Genomic DNA, 292 nt, shown 5'->3' with positions numbered 1-292 from the left:
CGCGGCGAGAAAGACTTCAGCGCCGTGGTCACCAAGATCCGTGCGGCCGGTGCCGACGTGGTCTACGTCTGCGGCCTGCACCCGGAAGCCGGTCCACTGGTTAAACAACTGCGTACCGAAGGCCTCAAAGACGTGAAATTCATGTCCGACGACGGCAGCGTGACCGATGAACTGGTGACCACCGCTGGCGGCCCGCAATACGTCGACGGCGTGCTGATGACCGTCGGCGCCGACCCACGCCTGCTGCCAGACAGCAAGACCGTGGTAGACGCTTTTCGCAAAGCCGGCACCG

The 292-nt window shown here is 64.0% G+C and carries 1 protein-coding gene; it reads left to right on the top strand.

Features of this window, described 5'->3' with window-relative positions; translation table 11 throughout:
- Positions 1-292: ABC transporter substrate-binding protein (locus BK665_RS33890; protein WP_148053307.1), on the top strand; the 292-nt coding region annotated here is incomplete at both ends.

It is taken from the genome of Pseudomonas frederiksbergensis, from assembly GCF_003732665.1.
In the GTDB taxonomy this organism is placed as follows: Bacteria; Pseudomonadota; Gammaproteobacteria; order Pseudomonadales; family Pseudomonadaceae; genus Aquipseudomonas; species Aquipseudomonas frederiksbergensis_G.
The sequence above is the reverse complement of the archived record's forward strand: the minus strand, read 5'-3'. Positions and strand labels throughout refer to the sequence as shown.